General features: G+C 51.2%; 13 protein-coding genes and 2 pseudogenes. 8 read left to right on the top strand and 7 right to left on the bottom strand.

Annotated elements, in window-relative coordinates:
* Nucleotides 1-132: 132 nt before the first annotated feature.
* Nucleotides 133-303 (bottom strand): annotated as a pseudogene (locus K3T82_RS28470) (transposase); the annotation flags it as partial.
* Between the two features lie 493 nt (nt 304-796).
* Here K3T82_RS28470 and K3T82_RS28465 point away from each other — a divergent pair.
* The 4 genes from K3T82_RS28465 to K3T82_RS28450 all read left to right on the top strand — a co-directional run bounded on the left by K3T82_RS28465 (nt 797) and on the right by K3T82_RS28450 (nt 4,320).
* Nucleotides 797-1,723 carry an RNA polymerase sigma factor gene (locus K3T82_RS28465; RefSeq protein ID WP_220196911.1) on the top strand — a complete coding sequence of 309 codons (927 nt, stop codon included), beginning with the start codon at nt 797-799 and terminating at the stop codon, nt 1,721-1,723.
* Nucleotides 1,648-2,019, top strand: a complete 372-nt coding sequence (locus tag K3T82_RS28460) for a DUF2199 domain-containing protein (RefSeq protein ID WP_220197513.1) — start codon at nt 1,648-1,650, stop codon at nt 2,017-2,019. Before K3T82_RS28465 ends, K3T82_RS28460 begins: the two co-directional genes overlap by 76 nt.
* Before the next feature lie 158 nt (nt 2,020-2,177).
* Nucleotides 2,178-3,230 (top strand): CPBP family intramembrane glutamic endopeptidase, encoded by a 1,053-nt coding sequence (locus K3T82_RS28455; protein ID WP_220196910.1) that lies wholly within the window; start codon nt 2,178-2,180, stop codon nt 3,228-3,230.
* 934 nt (nt 3,231-4,164) lie between these two features.
* A complete protein-coding gene (locus K3T82_RS28450) occupies nt 4,165-4,320 on the top strand; it encodes a hypothetical protein (RefSeq protein ID WP_220196909.1) in 156 nt (51 codons plus the stop codon).
* Between the two features lie 310 nt (nt 4,321-4,630).
* Here the strand turns inward: K3T82_RS28450 and K3T82_RS28445 are convergent, their stop codons facing one another.
* Nucleotides 4,631-5,710: a fatty acid desaturase family protein gene (locus K3T82_RS28445; RefSeq protein WP_220196908.1), complete on the bottom strand. Its 1,080-nt coding sequence runs from the start codon at nt 5,708-5,710 to the stop codon at nt 4,631-4,633.
* A gap of 289 nt (nt 5,711-5,999) precedes the next feature.
* A complete protein-coding gene (locus K3T82_RS28440) occupies nt 6,000-6,179 on the bottom strand; it encodes a choice-of-anchor P family protein (RefSeq protein WP_220196907.1) in 180 nt (59 codons plus the stop codon).
* Between the two features lie 3 nt (nt 6,180-6,182).
* Here K3T82_RS28440 and K3T82_RS28435 point away from each other — a divergent pair, with 3 nt between their 5' ends.
* Nucleotides 6,183-7,397: an RNA-guided endonuclease InsQ/TnpB family protein gene (locus K3T82_RS28435; RefSeq protein WP_220196906.1), complete on the top strand. Its 1,215-nt coding sequence runs from the start codon at nt 6,183-6,185 to the stop codon at nt 7,395-7,397.
* Between the two features lie 338 nt (nt 7,398-7,735).
* Here the strand turns inward: K3T82_RS28435 and K3T82_RS28430 are convergent, their stop codons facing one another.
* Nucleotides 7,736-8,752, bottom strand: coding sequence for an acetamidase/formamidase family protein (locus K3T82_RS28430; RefSeq protein WP_220196905.1), 1,017 nt, complete (start codon nt 8,750-8,752; stop codon nt 7,736-7,738).
* Between the two features lie 161 nt (nt 8,753-8,913).
* Between K3T82_RS28430 and K3T82_RS48095 the strand changes: the two are divergent.
* Nucleotides 8,914-9,013: pseudogene (locus K3T82_RS48095) on the top strand (IS5/IS1182 family transposase); the annotation flags it as partial.
* A 1,359-nt stretch (nt 9,014-10,372) separates the two neighbouring features.
* Here the strand turns inward: K3T82_RS48095 and K3T82_RS28425 are convergent.
* On the bottom strand, nt 10,373-10,867 hold the full coding sequence (locus tag K3T82_RS28425; RefSeq protein WP_220196904.1) for a hypothetical protein: 495 nt from the start codon (nt 10,865-10,867) through the stop codon (nt 10,373-10,375).
* Nucleotides 10,868-11,434: 567 nt separating this feature from the next.
* A complete protein-coding gene (locus tag K3T82_RS28420) occupies nt 11,435-12,058 on the bottom strand; it encodes a transposase (RefSeq protein ID WP_220196903.1) in 624 nt (207 codons plus the stop codon).
* 600 nt (nt 12,059-12,658) lie between these two features.
* Between K3T82_RS28420 and K3T82_RS28415 the strand changes: the two genes are divergently transcribed.
* Complete coding sequence (locus K3T82_RS28415) at nt 12,659-13,651, top strand: aldo/keto reductase (protein WP_220196902.1); 993 nt, start codon at nt 12,659-12,661, stop codon at nt 13,649-13,651.
* Between the two features lie 85 nt (nt 13,652-13,736).
* Nucleotides 13,737-13,937 carry a hypothetical protein gene (locus K3T82_RS28410; RefSeq protein ID WP_220196901.1) on the top strand — a complete coding sequence of 67 codons (201 nt, stop codon included), beginning with the start codon at nt 13,737-13,739 and terminating at the stop codon, nt 13,935-13,937.
* Between the two features lie 667 nt (nt 13,938-14,604).
* On the opposite strand, the gene K3T82_RS28405 is transcribed toward K3T82_RS28410, so the two are convergent.
* Nucleotides 14,605-15,639, bottom strand: coding sequence for an LLM class flavin-dependent oxidoreductase (locus K3T82_RS28405; protein ID WP_220196900.1), 1,035 nt, complete (start codon nt 15,637-15,639; stop codon nt 14,605-14,607).
* Between the last annotated feature and the right edge of the window lie 4 nt (nt 15,640-15,643).

Genomic DNA, 15,643 nt, shown 5'->3' with positions numbered 1-15,643 from the left:
ACTCCAGGGTTTATGCTGTTTCCTCATCACCAGAGGAGAGAGGAATTACACCTCTCATCAGGCAACAAGTTGTCTCGTGTTCGCGAGCTCGTCATCCCTCGATCTTCTCGATTTCGACGAAACGGATCGCACTTTGCCAAACTGCTTCTGCCATGCCTTGTAGGAAATCTTCTCGATGATGATGGTCTTGCCCAACGCCACCGCTTCATGGACTTTGCGGCCATGCAGGCTCTTGCGCCGTCGGGTGGCCTGGTAGCGCTTGCTCTGTTTCCACCTCAGCTTCTTAGCACCACGCCTCATGATCTCCTTTCAGCAAGCTTGGGTTAGCTCCATGGAAATTCCCACATGGACACAAAGAGAGCGATAGGTGTACTTCACACAATGGTTTTGAGTTAAAATGGGTGGTTCTTTTCCCCTGTGAGTTTCGCAGCAGGATCAATCATTGGTAATTTGCCTATACGCTTGCCTTCTCGCTTTGGCTTCTGAAGGCCACCAATACGGATTGAAGATGAGTTTGGTTTCATCGTCAAAATCGATGATGGCTGTACGCTTTTCGGGCTGCTAGAGCTTTTAGCGTGGCGGTGATATATAGTATGCTGGGACACGGTCTATTTGAGCGCCTGATGATAGTTGTGGATCTGACTGGCTCTTGCCACTTTTTGCCATTCTTCATGTCTACTAGAGATATAGATTGAAAAAACTATTTTTTTGTGTAAGGTTTTGAGGTTCAAGCACGACATAGAAGCGGAAAGCTAAAGAGAGGTAATTTGACTCTATATTTGCTATAAAAATGCCTATGTATAACAAAGATAGCTCAATAAATGAAGGGGTTCCCTTCGAAGAGGATGAGTTCACGATACTCACAAACGATCTGGAAAAGCTCTTGGAGGCGGCTCAGCCGCGCCTCACTCGCATTGCTCTGGCATATGGTGTCGCCCCTGATGGCGTAGAGGATGTTGTGCAGGAGACGCTTATAAATGCCTGGCAACATCTTGCTCATTTACGCATGCCCGCTCACTTTGAAGCCTGGCTCAATGGCATTTGTCGCAACATGAGCATGCGTTGGACACGGACGCAGGGAACTATCAATCGTCGTCAACAGCCCTTACCAAGTGTGCAGGAGAGCGACATTGAGAGCGATATTCCTGATCCACAGATGCTTGATCTTGCGGAAGAACTTAATCGTCAGGATCTAGCAATGCTTCTTGATCGGGCCATGAATTACCTGCCAGCTACAGCGCGTAAGGCTCTAGAGATGTACTACATTGCTGAAATGCCACAACGTGAGGTTGCATTGCAATTGGGTATGACGATCAATGCGTTGGAGGTCAGACTCCATCGTGCTCGTCGCCAATTGCAAGGGGTTCTTAATGGCGAATTGCGCAATGACGCACAGGCATTTGGCCTGCCACTCAGTAGCGATAGCCTCGTTCAGGGCTGGCGTGAGACCAGTATCTGGTGTTATATCTGTGGACGCCGGCGGCTGCAAGGTCTCTTTGAGGAGCAGACTGGGGGGAAGTTGGTCTGTGGCTGCGTTGCCCGGATTGTTCCTCAAAAACTGGTATCGACATTATTCGTCCTGGTAATATCATCTCGTTCTCTGATATACGCTCCTTTCGCCCCGCCTTTAAGCGGGTGTTACAGACTGTGCCAGCCTTTTATGCGCAAGCATTTGCGGCTGGCTATCAACATTGTCCAGGCTGTAATGAGCTTGCGCCATTAGGTGGCATTGAGCCTGAAATCTTGCCTGCGCCTTTCTATAGGCGGCTTGGCATTGCGCTTGAATGTCCTTCTTGCGGGAAGACCACATCTGGCATCTTCTCGCTCTGTGTGACCTATCCTCCTGCCTATCAATTTGTTCTGGAACATGAACGCTGTGTTATAGATCCGGAAGAGTTTATTGAATATGAAGGGCAACCCGCTATACTTGCCAGCATAAGCGACGTTTTGAGTTCGGCGCGAATTACACTGATCCTTCAGTGCCAAACGCTTGAGCTACTTGCCAGTTTTAAAAGATAGGCCTCTTCCTTGCCTCTCAGGTTTTTCAATCTCTGGTATGGAACAGTTTGCCTTGTTTCTCATCATTACCCAATCTTTGTGAAGCATAACAGACCTTTGATCGCAATGGTTTTCTTGATCAAGGAGTGTTGTGGATCACCGACAGAAAGAGGACCGATATGACTTTTCTACGTCGTCTGCTATCATTAGCACTTGTGCAAATGGCAATCGAAGTCGCGGCGGTTTCTATCCTGGTCATCTTACTTCAATCCCTGCTGAATATATTCCCTGAAGCGTTTCTTCAGAGCCCCTTTGGTGACACACTCGCGAACGTCTGCTATGCCTGCGTCATCGTTGGTGTTCTGTTCCTGGCAAGTAGGTGGCTTGAGCATCGTTCACTTGCCGATATGGGCTTGCCACGGAAGCGTTGGGGCCGCCCGCTCTTCCTTGGTTTTCTGTGCGGCGGTGGTTTGATAGCCAGTGTCATTGTCGTGTTGGCAATAACTGGCGGCTATCATATTACAGGTATTCAGCCGCTCAATGCCGTTCAACTTGTGGTGCTCATTATCGCATCGGGCTTGCTTGCCTTACTCCTTTGGAGAAACAAGGGGAAAAGGAAGCTTGGTTTCATTCATTATCTGCTCTTTATTGCCATTGGATTTGGCCTTCTGCCTATCGCGGCCCCTCTGCTTCTCTTGTTGGCAGCGGCTATACAGGAAGAACTGGTGTTTCGTGGGATGATCTTCCGTTTACTGGAACGTGCTCTTGGCTCATGGATTGCGTTAATAATCAGCGCTCTTGCCTTTGGCATACTTCACTCGACGAATCCAGGTGCCACCCTGGTGAGCACGCTAGCAGTTGCGCTCACGAGTGGAGTTGTTATGGTGGCTATCTATCTACTGACACGAAACCTGTGGTGGGTGATCGGCCTGCATTTAGGCTGGAACTTTTTTGAGGGACCCTTCTTTGGCGCGCAGGTCTCAGGACATGCCACGTATGGCGGCTTCTTCTCGGCCTCTATCACCGGGCAAGAGGTGTGGACGGGAGGGGCTTTTGGGCCAGAAGCCGGGCTGGTAGCCATCTTCATTGTCTGTATGGTAGGGTTTCTCCTTTGTATTCGCGCAGCGCAGCAGCATCGCATTGTGAAACCAACTTGGCGACAGCAGGCTTCTCAAGCAGCGCAATCAGAGGTTACAGAAGAAGGAGTAGAAGAACAGCAATCAAAACTATGAGCAAACATGATCAAACGTGCGTTTGTTGCGCACAGTGAGATGCATTGACAGAGAGACGATAGCATGGTACCATACACGCAACAAGGAAGAAAAAACGTTCTATATTGGACATTTCCTTTCTCTGGCAAGAGAAACGCTTTCCATCTCTTGGAGCGTTGTTCGAAGGGGAGGGGTCATCGTGCTACTGTGTAAAAAGATCAACGAGTGAAAACTTCGTAACAGTTGCTCAAAACTGAGGTGGTTGTTCTTTTGTGCAGATCTTGACGCGTGGGTAGGCACCATCCTGTTTTCTCACTCACTCAGACAAATTCTGCGTCGCTTCAGATTCCATACCTCCTGATCAATTTGCATTCTCTCTTAAATAGAAGAGGAGAGATAGAGCGTGCCTGCCTTTTCTGTTCATTCTCAGCCCCACCTTATTTTGAAAGAGCCAGTCCAAACAACTCAGCCAATTCCTCCGTCAGTCTCCTTCTAGCTGTTAGCGTTACAGTAGATTAATTAATGACGGCTCGATGGCGGATTAAGAATATCAATTTATTAGTAGCATATTGTACTATCTTTCCAGTGCCTCGTACCCTAAAGAATCTATCAGATCGAGTGGTGTTGCAATTGAAGGTGATGACCTCTCTCATAGCTGTCAAGTTGTTTTACAAAATAGCAATAGTTCGGAATGCACGCCTGTGGAGATCCTGTAAGACCTGGTCTCTCCAGGCACGTTGTTCGTTGAAGCAGGAACCGAACGCGAGATATGGCTTGTCCATATTTGAGGAAGTTTCGGATAACGGATGTGCTTGTTTCCTTTCATTGCTGATCCTCATTTGCTCCTCGACTCGGGAACCTTCTGAACGCGAGTGGTTTGTGAGGAACTGGATGCTTCCACAGATCCGCATTCAGAGGAACCAAGAGGCCATTGAATGAATCATAGGAGGTAACAGTGGCAAAGGAAGAGAAGCAGTCGTCTGACTCCACGGACAGCTCCAGCGGCGACGAGGTCACTATGGAGTTCTTGAGGGCAGACGCACAGTTCGGGGGTGGCGAGCTCGCCCCAGAGGTCGCACAGCACATTTTCGACAACCTCACGGGTGAGTAGCCCTTTCTGAGTGATGTGAGCCGAGAGGGCGCCTCCTCAAGAAAGGGGAGGTGCCTTCTCGGTGTCTGGTTTGCTGATTGCTGTGCGCTTTTCTGTTTTTCCTTCGTTGTTTTGCTGATTGTGAAAGGAGCTTGCTGCATGCCATCTGACCAGATTTGCATATATAGCAAACAGAGATATGTCTTGTGTAAATCACGAAAGAGCCCCTTCTTCCACTTCTCAGCTCTCGCGCGATAAGCTGGTCTATCTCTGCCCTTTCCCTGGCATATTCATCGCAGGATTTCCTGCTTCTGTCGCCATTTTCTCCCGCTCAGGCTCTCCGCAGTGGTGCGCCAATCTGGTATAAATGTTGGAGTATCTCTTGAAAAGACTGTATGATACCCGTCTCGTGATAGGGGATAGCGCGCTCCTGGCAAAATGTTTTCACAATATGCTGTGCTTCTTTCAACTTATTGCGAGGCATGCTTGGAAATAAGTGGTGCTCAATCTGGTAATTTAAACCACCATAGAGAAAATCGGTCAGTGGGTGTGCATGAATGTTACGGGAAGTCATCACCTGACGATGTAAGAAACTGATTTGGCTCCCTTTCTCAAGGACAGGCATGCCTTTATGGTTGGGAGCAAAAATCGATCCGAGGTAAAACCCAGTGAGCGCCTGGTGAATAGCAATAAAGAGGATGCCCGACCAAAGCGATACATGCGAGAAGACAAAGGCGAAATACAAGACGTAATGCGCAATCACGAGAAGCCACTCAAGGCGTTTGTACCTGGCTTTCTGGTGCAAGAGGAACGCGATGCTCTTATATTGGAGATCGGCTGCGACCGTCATTAACGCCGGAAAGAAGAGCAATGCCTGGTGCTTTACCAGAAATTGCCGTGGCGGGCCCATGTGCTTCACATCTTCCATGCCTGTAAATTCAAGCAATGGAATCTCAATATCAGGGTCCATATCCACTTGATTAGGATGACTATGATGCTTATTATGCTTGTCAAGCCACCAGGCATAGCTCATGCCGATCAAGAGGTTTCCTCCTACTAGACCCAGCAGATCGTGTTTCCACGAACGAGTAAACATTTGGCGGTGACCTGCCTCATGGCTGAGCAAGCCAATCTGAGCGAAAACAAAGGCGAGATAGACCGCATCAAGGAGTTGTAACCACAACATCTGGGCAAACAGAAAGATGAAGACTCCAATAGCAAGTAAACCCAGAAGAAGAGCAACTCTATAAGTATAATAGATAGGCTGTTTGTCCAACAGCCCTCTTTGCTTCATCAGTTGTTTGAGTTCGGCATACTCATTCCCAATGCCCTCTGGCGTAGCATAATGTATTGGGGATGACGTCATATCATCATTCGATAACACGGATGTGGAGGATTGTTTCGCTCTCATAAAAATGCATTCCCTTATGGAGAAGTGCTTTCTCCTTATCTATACTAGTGCCTTATCAGCACATTGGATATAGGAGCAAAGCAAGAGCGAATTTGTTTCAATGTAGTATTTATGCCGTTTTTTCTCTCCCGTTGGCTAAAAGTAATAGAGGTTCTAATATTAATTATACAGGCAATATTCAAATAAGCAAGTATACTACCATAATACTGAATATGAGAAGAGATATGATTGCAAAGTATAAATATTGGTATGAAGCGTGGTTGCTCCCTCAGGGAGCAACCGCTACGGATTAGGAGAGCGTGATCCCCGCTTCCGCATGCCCGACCACGATGTCCGTGCCCGCTTGAGGTCCTGTGATGATCCGAAAATGCAGCGCGTTCACCATCATCAAGAGTTGGTTGGCATCCTGTGGTACCGTCTGCTCATTGAGGGTTATAATGTTTCCTCTTCTTGAGACAGATGGAGGCAAATAATGACATCTCTTCCTCCCCTTGCCAAAGCTGTGATTTTCTGGTATATTTGTTCTACATTCAACACCGAGGGAGAAGAGCAAGAGATGGTCCATGGGTATCGGGGAGAACTTGACCTCAATAACGCGCAGAAGACGCTCTGCCGCAAACATGCTGGAGCCGCTCGCTGGGCCTTCAATTATGGCCTTCGCCGCAAACAAGAGGCCTACAAGGCAGGAGCGAAAACGCCCACCGCCATTGATCTGCATCGCGACATCAATGCCCTCAAACCCTCTGAGCCCTGGATGTATGATGTCAGCAAATGTGCCTTTCAGGAGGGGCTGCGTGACCTGGATGCCGCCTTCAAACATTTCTTTCGCAAATGCCGCCTCAAAAAAGAGGGCACATGGAAAGGCAAGTGTGGCTATCCCCGCTTCAAAAGCCGGAAGAAGGCCATCGGTGGCGCTCGCTTTACTGGGAGCATTCGGGTGTTTCCTGATGCCATCCAGTTGCCTCGTTTAGGAATGCTCCGACTCAAAGAGCATGGCTATTTCCCTCTGAATGGCAAGATCAGCAGTGCCACCATCCGTGAGCAAGCAGGCAGATGGTTTGTCTCCATCTGTGTGCACGAGCAAGCGAAAGACCCCCAGCCAGCCAGAGGTGACGTCATTGGAGTGGACCTGGGGATCAAGCGGCTGGCGACCCTCTCTGATGGACGCACCTTCGAGAATCCCAAGGCACTGCGCAAGAAACTCACGACGTTACAACGCCTCTCGCGGCGCCAGAGTCGCAAGGCCAAAGGATCACGCAATCGCCAGAAAGCCAAGCAGCGCCTCTCGCGGATGCATGCCCGCATCGCCAATGTGCGCCAAGACGCGTTGCACCAAGCAACCGCTCAGATCGTGGCGAGAACCAAGCCCGATCAAGAGCGCCCGCGTGTGATCGTCCTGGAGGATTTGAATATTGCAGGCATGCTCAAGAACCGCAGGCTGGCTCGAGCCATCGCCGATGTGGGCATGTACGAGTTCAAGCGGCAGATCCTTTACAAAGCCGAACAGGCAGGGGTGAAGGTGCTGCTGGCCTCGCGCTGGGAACCCTCTTCAAAAACCTGTTCGTGTTGTGGCTGGATCAATGAAGCGCTCACCCTTTCAGATCGGGTCTTTGTCTGCCTGGAATGTGGAAGCGTGCAAGACCGAGATGCCAATGCCGCCAACAATCTCGCGGCGTTGGCACAATGAACGTGGCGTACCGCAAGTTCTGCGGGAAGTGACGCCTGTGGAGCAGATGTAAGACAAGCGAAAGGCTTGCTGTCTGCGCTGAAGCAGGAACCGAATGCTGAGTATGGCCTGTCCATGTTTGGGTCAATTTCGGAGAACGGTCACCGTACCCGAACCAGAAATGTTGTCTTCCTTCCATAAGGAGGGGCTCACTTTGCTCGTTGCCCATCCCTTGAGCAGGTTGTTCGGAGAACGGAGTGGAAGAAACGTGTTCAAATGGGGCGCTTCACTTGTGTTTCGCCTTTTTTTGTTATTTCTTTTTCTTAATACTGTATGGCTTCCCGTTTAGGTGCTGCCCACTAGCCTTCAGTATCTGGCGATAGTGGAGTTGGTGCGAGATCTGCTAAGATGTGTTTGGGGAGCTTACAAATCATGGTATAAGCGGGATTATAGACATTACCTACCTCGTATTCCACACCCATTCCCATCAACACTGAGATGGTACGCGGATCGAGCTGATATTGCTCCTGTAACCAGAGGTACATCTCCGTTGTCGCATGCCGAAGAGCCACCTGGAGTGGATAGGCATTGCCGACGGTAAAGAGGTACTGTGCATTTTCCCCGCGTGGCCAGCCAATGCGATGGCCTTTGTGCAGGTCCACTGTAAACTGGACCTCAAAGGATGTTTCAATTCCTGTCCCAAGAATTTCCCCATCCCCCTGGGCTGCATGACCGTCACCCAGAAAAAGCAAAGCCCCAGAAGTAAACACGGGTAAGTAGATGGTGGTACCTGGCCCAAACCCGCGATAATCCATGTTGCCTCCATATGGACCGGAGGTCGCCGTCGAAATCGCTCGACCGCCTGAGGCAAAGAAGTGACGCGGCCAACGTCTCCGTCGAATTAGCAAGGCGGTCCCCGATACAATCTGGCTCCTGGTGGGAGCCACGCCAAAACAGCCGAGCATAGGAGCCAGAGGCACGGCCAGCGAGTGGGGGATCACTGCAGATGGGCGCATTGTGCCTATTCCCCGGGTTACATCCAGATCCCAGTCAGCAATGGCCTCTCGCAGATGCGTCTGCGCAGAAGGAGGATCGAACACTTGGCGAGAGATAATTGTACGCGTGAGGCCGGTAGAGCGCGAAGGAGAAAGACGATCCAGATGAATGATCAGCGTATCACCCGGATTGGCTCCTTCCACAAAAAACGGACCCGTTTGCGGGTTCCCTCCTGGGGTAATATGCTTGCCATGTTGATCTCCTCCAGCAGCATCAACCGTCGAGGTGATCACTGTATCACCCGGTGCAATGCGTAATACTGGAGGATAGTCACCGATCGCGGTGAAATAATGGGTCGGCTGAAATTGGTATGTGGCCATGATGCTGCTCCACTCCAAGCTTGCTTGTTCTTGACGTACTCTATCATCCTGCAGGGAGAGTTGTCAAAGAGAGGAACGTCCATTGCTCTGCAGCGTCTAGCTTCCTGCTTAGAATGTGTTTTGTTAATCGCGGAGATAACCTTACATGATAGGCCGGAAGGATGAGTAAGAGTTCTCCAAGCAATCTTTCTGATGCAGAGTGGGAGTGTTTGCAACGCCATTTTACCGCCCTTGCCCAGACGAGGGAGACCACCAAGTCACCATATTGCAAGGTGACGCTGTAGCTGGTCTTCCTGAATGCGGGCCATTCGACCGTATGATCTTTGGGTGTGCGATCTCCCAGCCTCAGGTGGATCAACATCTCCTCGACTAGCTTTCAGATCTCGCTGACATCGTCGTTCCCACTGGTACATATAATCCGGAGCGGCGGGTCGTCGTGGGGGATCTCCTCAAGGTCGTGAAGAAAAAAGGGGAAGTTCGCCAGCAGATAGACGATGTCTTTGCCGGGACGCTCTATTTCTTCCCTCTCATCTCACCTAGGCCGATTGGATGGACCTGGCAGAAGGAACGATTCGTACCGTCGGATCAAGCTTCGCCTAAAAAGTGGTGGCACATCTGGCGCGCTTCATAATTTTCTAGATACCAGCGGAACGCGGGCGGACCGCGCCATGCACGCACCAGGTTGGTGTGCACACGTCGCGAACCCACGATTGCGAGGAGAGGCCTTTTTCTGTGCACATCCCTATCGGGAGCTTTCCCTTCTTTGGAGGCGGCGTGATTGGTTGTGGGGTGTTTTCTTCTGACATTTCAATCCCATGTATGATCGGGAGAGGATAAGGTTGTCGCAAGGAAGCAAGGGGCGTAGAGTAGCCCTGTGAGAAGAGGCAGACTGAGGTGACCCTGTGCAATCCCTTGATGCGGTCGACATCGTCCGCTTGATTGGGGTCTCTCAATCTGCTCAATCTCCCAAGATCGTACGGGTGCACCACGCCGAATGAAATGTGGCGTTTGCCTGTATCATTCTTCAGAAGAACCGTTGGTAGCGTCGATTACAAATTAAATTCATTGCAATCAAAAATCGATTTTGTTACGCTTGTCATACAAGCAGATGGCATAGAGATAATGTGAAAGAGCAAACATAATTGTTGTTGAGAAAAAGTGAGAAGAAAAGGTGCATGACCAAGAGGCCCAACGAAGCGATAATGCTGGATTTCTTGGTCTATAGGCGTGTGATTCGCAAGCCATATATACACGTGTTGCATGGATTGGATCAAGCAACTTTGATGCTCATTAGAGCATCAAACAAGCAAGAAAAAGACAAGGAAAATGGAACTATTGTCTTTGACTCCCCCTGAGAACGATAGTGTTTGCCTCCAAAAACGCAATAAACAGTGCCAACCAGTCAGAGCTCCTTTGGTTTCAAGAACAACGAATATTTCTACTGCGATTAAGGTAGGGCTAGGATCTCCCCTAGAGGCTAAAAGTGACGATCGTACCTGGTAAGAGGAAGAAGGCGGTGCACATACAGTTATAGCAAGGTAGTAGAGGAGGAATGAGTTGGCCAGCGGCCAGGGAGCAGTCCTCAGACTGTCCCCGGCCGCTGGCCTCGCCGCGATGAGATCAGGACGCGTTGACTCCACTGGCGAGCGTCTTCCGCATGTCCCGCGTGAGCAGGTGCGCTTGGACCAGCCACTGGCCCAGCTGGGCGCAGGGCAGAGCGATGACGGACAGGACGATTCCCCTGAGGATCCAGGGGAAGGAGTCCATGACCTCGTAGGACACGACCAGGTACGCGGTGAGTCCCGCAGCGGCCCAGCCGAGCCACCCCCACAGGTACTGCGAGGTGTTGGTCCGCTGCCTCTGCAACACCTGCCCGGAGACCGCCTTGGCCGCCTCCACGTGCTGGTTGTCGGCAAACTTGACGCGCTGGCGCCAAGTCGCGACCAGGACGATGATCAGCAGGGGCGTCATCACAGGCACCGCGATGCGGTCGGGAACGATCCAGCCGACCTCCATGACCGGCACCGCGATGAGCATGTAGCGCAGGAACTGCTTGTGGCCCCGCCGGACCACAAACCCAAGGGCCTGCAGGAACATCTGCATGTACTTGTTCATTGATCCTCCCCGGATCGAGTCTTGCATGATAGGCTGTCTTGCGTCGTGCGAAGGAACAGCTTTTCTTGGCGTCTCCTCTCTTTGCGGCAATGGCAAACGTGTGTGGTTCATTTCTCCTGCGCGAGAGGTTGTCAACAACCATATCGGCGAAGAATGTTCTGCTTCAGATTGTGGATCGGAATTGTTTGCCGCAACTCCGCGATCTTTTCGCGCTCCAAGCTCTTTCGTGTGCTTTGAGAGCACAACAGAGCGGGCGGCGACTTCGGAGAGAACGATAGTGGCCCAGATTGGGGTCCCGACATAAAAAAACCTCAAGCGTAATGTCTCTGCGGACAGAGAAGAGGATGAAAATGAGCTACAATAGCAGCGAGGCCAATGAGCTCGCCTCATGACCAGTGTATCGCACGAGAGAGGGGGAAGACGAGCAAACAAGAAAGCATCAAGGCCACTGGATGCCTGGTTCGCATGCCCATATTCCTGAGAGGACATCACTTCATACGCACGAATGCTCGTAGGGACATCCTTCAGTAGTGCAAACTGGATGATTGTTGCTGAAAGCTCTCCGTGCTAAAGCAGCGGAGGTTCCAGGGGTTCGGCCCACGCTTCCTGATAGCGCTCGACCCACTCAACCGGCACATAGGCACGAACCCATTCAGGAGCCACTTCCGCGAGTACATTCAAGACATACTCCATGATTTGCGCAACGCAGAGGACACGGTTCAACGCGTGAATCTTCGCTAGAATATGTGTGGAATCAGTGCGTTGCCTCCCATGGGCTTTGAGCCATCCTTCTGCTCGGCACCGTTCCAGCAGCAGGTCCAACAGACGTTGTTCGGCATTGCCAGCAATCAGGCACGAACGAAACTCGGAGAGGACGGTATGGTCGAACCCTGAATCGGTCAGTTCCAGGCTGAGGGCGTACTTCCAGTCCAATCGGCTTCGGGCCGCATCAGCAGCTTGCCGATCCGTCAAGTGCTCCATGAATTGAAACACCATGACCAAAGCTAGGCGCCACGGGGCTTCTGCAGGCTGGCCATGCGTCGGAAACAGATTCGCAAATGCTTCATCAGCGTACATGGTTCCCACCATATTACGCACTTGCATCAGCATATTGCCACGGGGAAACACAACGCGAGCTACACGAACGGTCTCTTCAGGGACAGGTGGCATGGGAGCAGGTTTGAGTGACATGAATGATTTCCTTTTGAGTGAGCAACGACAGTTTATTTTCTGCATGCTACTGGATGAGATCTAGTACTCCTGATTTCGCCACTGGTATCAAATCTGTGCCAGATCCTAAATAAACATGAGCAGTTGCCCTCAATGTTGAGCAGCACAACCATTGATCAGTTGAGAAACCGCCTTTGGATCCGTTGACGATGAATCGTTTTTGGTAATTCCAGGCGCTATGGATAGTAACAAAAATGACCCGAATGTTCGGGCAGCTCTTTCAGGCCGGACTTGTGCCCGAATATTCAATACCAAATTTGCCGCTTCTAGAAATGTGTTCGAGCAGAGAGTGTAAGTCCCAGGTTGAAACTGGTCCTTTTCCAACAAATCTCCTGGTGGACAAGGAGTTCCAGAGGCGTTTGCCCACCAGGAGATTTGTGTGAGTTTAGCCAGAATACGGTCAGGATTTACACGCTCCTTGTAGAGTTGTTTGGTAAGTTTGGAAAAGAAAAGTTGCTTCCCAATCCCCAGAAACTCTCCTTTAGATGGATGCGTTGATGCCAGGTAGTGAGCTATTATTCAGGCATCACAAACAAGCAGTTTATCAGAGAGGATGCAAAAATGAGCGAAACGCTGACACGAACGTTGGGCCGCAGCGGCATAGAAGTGAGCGCATTAGGTATGGGCTGCTGGGCTATCGGCGGTCCGTCCTGGCTCGCACCTGATCTACCCACCGGCTACGGGGAGGTGGATGACACCGAATCCATACGCGCCATCCATAGGGCACTGGACCTGGGTGTCACACTTTTTGATACTGCGGATGCCTATGGAGCGGGTCACAGCGAGCGAATTCTCGGACAGGCATTAGGTCAACAGCGTGCAAATGTGCTGATCGCTACTAAATTTGGTAATCAGTTCGACGAAGAAACGCGCATGAGAACTGGCGGGCTCTCTGATCCTCAATCTCAAGTTCGCCGGTCCTGTGAAGCCAGCCTGCGCCGTCTGCAAACCGACTATATTGACCTTTATCAGCTTCACGTTGGTGACTATGATCTTGAACGTGCTGTTGAGGTCCGTGATATCCTGGAGCAACTGGTTACTGAGGGGAAAATTCGTTTCTATGGATGGAGCACCGATGATCCCGATCGGGCGCGTCTTTTTGCTCAGGGACAGCACTGCGTGGCTGTTCAGCACACGCTTAATGTCTTTGAGGACAACCCCGCCATTCTTACGGCTTGCGAGGAGAATAATCTGGCAAGTCTCAATCGCGGGCCTCTCGCCATGGGCCTGCTGACCGGAAAGTATACCGCACGTGATCAGGTTGGAGAGCTAGATATTCGGCGCTCCTCATTCTCCTGGAATCCCTTCAATGCTGAGCGCATGCCCGGATTTTTGCGCCAGCTAGACAAGGTTCGCCAGATTTTGACACGTGATGGCCGCACTCTGGCTCAAGGAGCACTTGGGTGGCTCTGGGCGCACAGTGGTCACACTATCCCCATTCCAGGCTTCAAAACAGTGCAGCAGGTGGAGGAAAACGTTGCAACCATGCGCTTTGGCCCGCTGACCTGGCAACAAATGAGCGAAATTGAGCAACTCCTACGCCCCGCTTTCTGATGCTAGGCAACCTAAAGTTTCCCATACCATCCAGAAGTTCAGAAGGGCCGAACTTCTGGACGCTGCAAATGAGAACGAAAGGGTCATGAATGTCTGCCAGCTCTTCTTCAATGATTGGGCTAGATTACAATTTTTAGGTGAGGTCGTGCCTCATCCGGCGCTGGTTCCCTGCTTCTATGCTGGAGACAAAGCGCATGGGCTAATCGTCATGGTGGATATGTCAACGGGAAACGGGCTCCACCATCTGCTGCTCGCGGATGCGGCAGAAGAGGCAACTGTACAGTAGCAACCGTAGGGAAGATGCATGCCGCCACGATTGGGAAGCAAGAGACTTACTCCTACATTCGGAAGGTGCTTGGGTCAGTAGATCTCCCAACTATGCCTGGATTTCGTCAGTTTTGTGGGAGACCATTCAGAAGCTGAATATTGTATCTGCTGCTGATATCGAGGATGAATTGAAGCAACTGACTTCTATCATGGAAAATCCAGGACCTTTCTCAGCGTATACGCATGGTGACCCTGAAGCTGATCAGATGCCTTTGTATCCAGCATTCCGCTAGCAATGATCATTGTGGCAGGTTTCTGGGGCCTATCTCTGTCCTATGAGAGTGAGCAATGCCCATCCCGAACGGATTTTTTTGTGCCTGGCCTTTGTGCCAACAAGGTAATAGACCGGCGCGAATAAGATAAGCGACCCACATGGGTTGGCCGCACACGATGCAGTGTCTGCGCTGTAGGATCAATGTCTGTTCTGCTATCGCTTCGGCTTGATATCCCTTTCTTGCCATAGTTTTCTCCCATTCTCCTCATGTTCTCCTTTTTGATGGCATGACCTATCTCCTTGAGAACGGGATCGTGAGGGGCAGAACCCTCCTTCATTCCTCACGATCCCGCCTGAAACAAACGTGTTCCTGCGACCACGCTGGCGGAAGATGGCAGAGTGCCCCAGCCAGCTAGAGGGTCGTCTTCGCTTCTTTTACTGCCGGCATAATCTGTTCAGCCAGGAGTTGCAGCGTTTCCCCATCACCTCGGAAGAGTGAACAGATAAAATACTGGACACCCGCAGAGGCCAACGCCTGATAGGAGGTGATCACCTCTTGTGGTACTCCTGCGATGAGGCTTGATCCGAACATCTTGAGCCATCCCTGTGGAAGCTTCTCGAGTTTGAGACGCAATGCCTCGTGCGTTTCAGCCAGAACCAGTGGGAAGGTCAGATGGCTGCGCAAGACCGAGTTGTACGGTCGCGAATGCGTCTCACAATGTCTCCGCAAGGCATCGTACTTGCGCACCACATCGGAAATGTCATAAGCTCCGCCTATCACAGCATGTGCGCCAAAGTTGGTGACATCGGCATACTGTGCCGCCTGTCGCAGCGTCACGCGCTCTCCCCCGCCAGCGATCAGCAGTGGGATACGAGGCTGTTGCACTGGCACTCCAGGCAAACGCATCTGCTGTGTTTGAAGAGGTGTTCCCTGCCAATCGAAATCCTCGCTTTGCCACAATCCCACAATCATCTGGATCGCTTCTTCCAGCGCTTGCTGCCGTGCTTTGATGCTCTGAAGCGGAAGACCAAGGCGTTCAAACTCCTGGGGCAAATCCCCGATGCCGATGCCAAGAATAACGCGTCCGTTGCTCAGGCGATCCACGTCGGCGGCCAGGCGTGCAAGTAATGCGGGACTGCGGTAGAAGACACAACTGACCAGGGTACCCAGGCGAATCTTCCTGGTTGCTTGAGCCGCAATAGTCAGGGTGATCCAGGCGTCCTGAGACAGGAAAGGATGGTCACTGGCCCAGAACGAGTCGAAACCAAGATCTTCTACCATCTGTACCCAATCGCGTTGCTCTTGCCAGTCGGCGCCCTGATCGATCATCTGAGCACCAAAGCGGATTGTGTGCTGTCCTTCGGCGACCCAGGGATGGGTGATCCACGAGGATGATGCCTCGTTCTGCCAGGTCTGACCGCTATTGTGTACATTCTGCGTTTCCATATGG

The sequence above is a fragment of the Ktedonospora formicarum genome, from assembly GCF_016587355.1.
In the GTDB taxonomy this organism is placed as follows: domain Bacteria; phylum Chloroflexota; class Ktedonobacteria; order Ktedonobacterales; family Ktedonobacteraceae; genus Ktedonobacter; species Ktedonobacter formicarum.
The sequence above is the reverse complement of the archived record's forward strand: the minus strand, read 5'-3'. Positions and strand labels throughout refer to the sequence as shown.